This window comes from Sphingomonas sp. Ant20 (assembly GCF_000783375.1).
Taxonomy (GTDB): Bacteria; Pseudomonadota; Alphaproteobacteria; order Sphingomonadales; family Sphingomonadaceae; genus Sphingomonas; species Sphingomonas aerolata.
Window position 1 is genome coordinate 1 of the sequence record NZ_JRVI01000172.1, and the last position, 3006, is coordinate 3006.

General features: G+C 69.9%; 4 protein-coding genes. 2 read left to right on the forward strand and 2 right to left on the reverse strand.

The window, feature by feature from the left end; translation table 11 throughout:
* On the forward strand, positions 1-607 hold a 607-nt coding region (locus NI18_RS16790; RefSeq protein ID WP_037531631.1), incomplete at its 5' end, for a chorismate synthase.
* A 56-nt stretch (positions 608-663) separates the two neighbouring features.
* On the forward strand, positions 664-1161 hold the full coding sequence (locus tag NI18_RS16795) for a hypothetical protein (protein WP_052380877.1): 498 nt from the start codon (positions 664-666) through the stop codon (positions 1159-1161).
* 69 nt (positions 1162-1230) lie between these two features.
* On the opposite strand, the gene NI18_RS16800 is transcribed toward NI18_RS16795, so the two are convergent.
* Complete coding sequence (locus tag NI18_RS16800) at positions 1231-2520, reverse strand: adenylosuccinate synthase (protein WP_031440105.1); 1290 nt, start codon at positions 2518-2520, stop codon at positions 1231-1233.
* 30 nt (positions 2521-2550) lie between these two features.
* The coding region (locus NI18_RS16805) for an ATP phosphoribosyltransferase regulatory subunit (RefSeq protein ID WP_037531635.1) at positions 2551-3006 on the reverse strand (456 nt) is incomplete at its 5' end.

Below are 3006 nucleotides of genomic sequence, written 5' to 3' on the forward strand. Positions count from 1 at the left end.
CGAGGCGATTGGCGGCGACGCGATCGACCCTGCCAACTTCGACGACGCACAGATCGACCAAAACCCGTTCTTCTGCCCCGACGCCACGGCTGCGCTGCGCTGGGAGGCGCTGGTCGACGCCGCGCGCAAGGCGGGATCGTCGCTCGGTGCGGTGATCGCGTGCGAGGCGACCGGCGTCCCCGCAGGCTGGGGCGCGCCGCTCTATGCCAAGCTCGACGCCGAACTCGCCTCGGCCTGCATGAGCATCAACGCGGTCAAGGGGATCGAGATCGGCGACGGGTTCGCTGCTGCCGCGCTCTCGGGCGAGGCCAATGCCGACCCCATGCGACCGGGCGCAGAAGGCCCCGAATTCCTGGCCAACCATGCCGGCGGGATTGCCGGCGGGATCGCCACCGGCCAGCCGATCCGCCTGCGCGTCGCGTTCAAGCCGACCAGCTCGATCCTCACCCCCGTCGAGACGATCAGTCCGTCCGGCGAGGCCGCGACGATCGCCACCAAGGGCCGCCACGACCCCTGCGTCGGCATCCGCGGAGTCCCCGTGGTCGAGGCGATGGTCGCACTTGTCCTTGCCGATCAGGCGCTGCTCCACCGCGGCCAATGCGGCTGACGGGGGAACATAAGTCGAACCGGAACGCTGTGTCTCCAACACGATAGGAGAGAAACATGCGTATTCTGACCTCGATCGCAGCGGCAGCCCTGATCCTTCCGGCCGCCGCCATGGCCCAGACCACCGGCGGTACCGCAGGTGGCACCATGGGCGGTACGATGGGCGGCGGCACGACTGGTGGCACCATGGGCGGTACCATGGGTGGCGGCACCACCGGCGGCGCGATGGGCGGCATGTCCACGGGTTCGACGGCGCAGTCGGGCACCACGGCCACCGATTCCGCGACCCAGACCCGCACGCAGCGCGGTACCCGCGCCCGTAGCCGCACGCGCGGCACGACGGGTACGACGACCGGTACGACCACGGGTCCCGATACGGTGACGGGCACCGGCACCACGACCGGCACGACCTCCGGTTCGATGTCGACCGGCAGCACCGGCCCGGGCACCATGGGTGGAACGATGGGCGGCACGGCCGCAGGTGGCACGATGGGCGGCACCATGGGCGGGACTGCAACGACCGGCGGTACCGTGGGCGGCACGCCGCCACGCTGAGCCACACAGGCTGATCCAAAAAAAAGGCCGGGCAATCGCCCGGCCTTTTTCATGTCAGCGCCTGTTGCCTCAGTCCGAGAACGGATCCCTTACCAGGATCGTGTCCGCCCGCTCCGGGCTGGTCGAGACCAGCGCCACCGGGCAACGGATCAGCTCCTCGATACGCCGGATATACTTGATCGCCTGTGCCGGCAGGTCGGCCCAGCTACGCGCACCGGCAGTGGTTTCCTGCCAGCCTTCCATCGTCTCGTAGATCGGCTCGACGAGCGCCTGGTCGGCGGCATGCGCCGGAAAGTAATCAAGCGTCTCGCCGCGCAGACGATAGCCGGTGCAGATCGACACCGTCTCGAACCCGTCGAGCACGTCGATCTTGGTCAGTGCGATCCCGGTGATGCCGCCGACCGCCGCCGACTGGCGCACCAGCACCGCGTCGAACCAGCCGCAGCGGCGCTTGCGTCCGGTGACGGTGCCGAACTCATGCCCGCGCACACCGAGCCGCTCGCCGGTCTCGTTCTCGAGCTCGGTCGGGAACGGCCCCGACCCGACGCGCGTCGTGTACGCCTTGGCGATCCCGAGCACGAACCCGACCGCGCTTGGCCCCAGGCCCGAACCGCCCGCCGCAGCGCCCGCAATCGTGTTCGACGAGGTGACGAACGGATAGGTGCCGTGATCGACGTCGAGCAGCACGCCCTGCGCGCCCTCGAACAGGATCCGCTTGCCGGCCGAGCGCGCCGCGTTCAGGTCGCGCCACACGGGCTTGGCGAACGGCAGCACGAAGCCGGCAATCTCGCGCAGCTCGGCGATCAGCGCCGCACGGTCGATCGGCGGCTCGCCGAACCCGGCGCGCAGCGCGTCGTGATGCGCGGTCAGACGGTCGAGCTGCGGCCCCAGATCGTCGAGATGCGCCAGATCGCACACCCGGATCGCACGGCGACCGACCTTGTCCTCATAGGCCGGGCCGATGCCGCGCCGCGTCGTGCCGATCTTGCCCGCGCCGCTCGCATCCTCGCGCAGACCGTCGAGATCGCGGTGGAACGGCAGGATCAGCGCGCAGGTATCGGCGATGCGCAGCGTCTCGGGCGTCGCGACGACACCCTGCGCGCCCAGCCGCGCAATCTCGTCCTTGAGCGCCCAGGGATCGAGCACGACGCCGTTGCCGATGAACGACGGCGTGCCGCGGACGATGCCCGAGGGCAGCAGCGACAGCTTGTACACATTCTCGCCGACGACGAGCGTGTGGCCGGCATTGTGGCCGCCCTGGAACCGCACGACCATGTCGGCACGCTCGGCGAGCCAGTCGACGATCTTGCCCTTGCCTTCGTCGCCCCATTGCGCGCCGATGACTGCTACGTTGGCCAAACTCTATCTCCTGAGAATTACCCGCAGCGCCTACAGCGCGCGGGGCGCATCCGCCACCCAAAGATGCGTGCAGACCTGCGCTTCGGGGGTATCGCCCGCGTCGAGCGCGGCGACCGTGACCCAGCCCTGCGCCCGCATCGCCGCACCGTCGGCCGCCGGCGTACCCAGCGGCAGGAACAGCCGACGGCGATCAACGCTGACGACCCGGTCGACCAGCGGGTCGGCAAACAGCGAGAAGCCCGTCGCGGCTTCCTCGGCACCGCTTTCATGCACCACGGTATAGGTGCCGCCACGCCCGACCTCGCGCGCGCTGCCATCCGCGAACAGCGAGAAGCCGAGCCAGGTCTGATATTCGAACCCGTGCCGCTCGGTCGGGTCGAGCGTCAGCGCGACGCGGCCGTCGAGCGCCGCGGCGATCCGCGTGAGCGCGTCGAGCCGCGACGCGAGCGCGCCCGTCGTATCGAACATCCGCAGCCGCTCCATCGG

Excerpts from the sequence above, each read along its gene's own strand:
- NI18_RS16795 (WP_052380877.1), top strand. The coding sequence starts at position 664 with ATGCGTATTCTGACCTCGATCGCAGCGGCAGCCCTGATCCTTCCGGCC.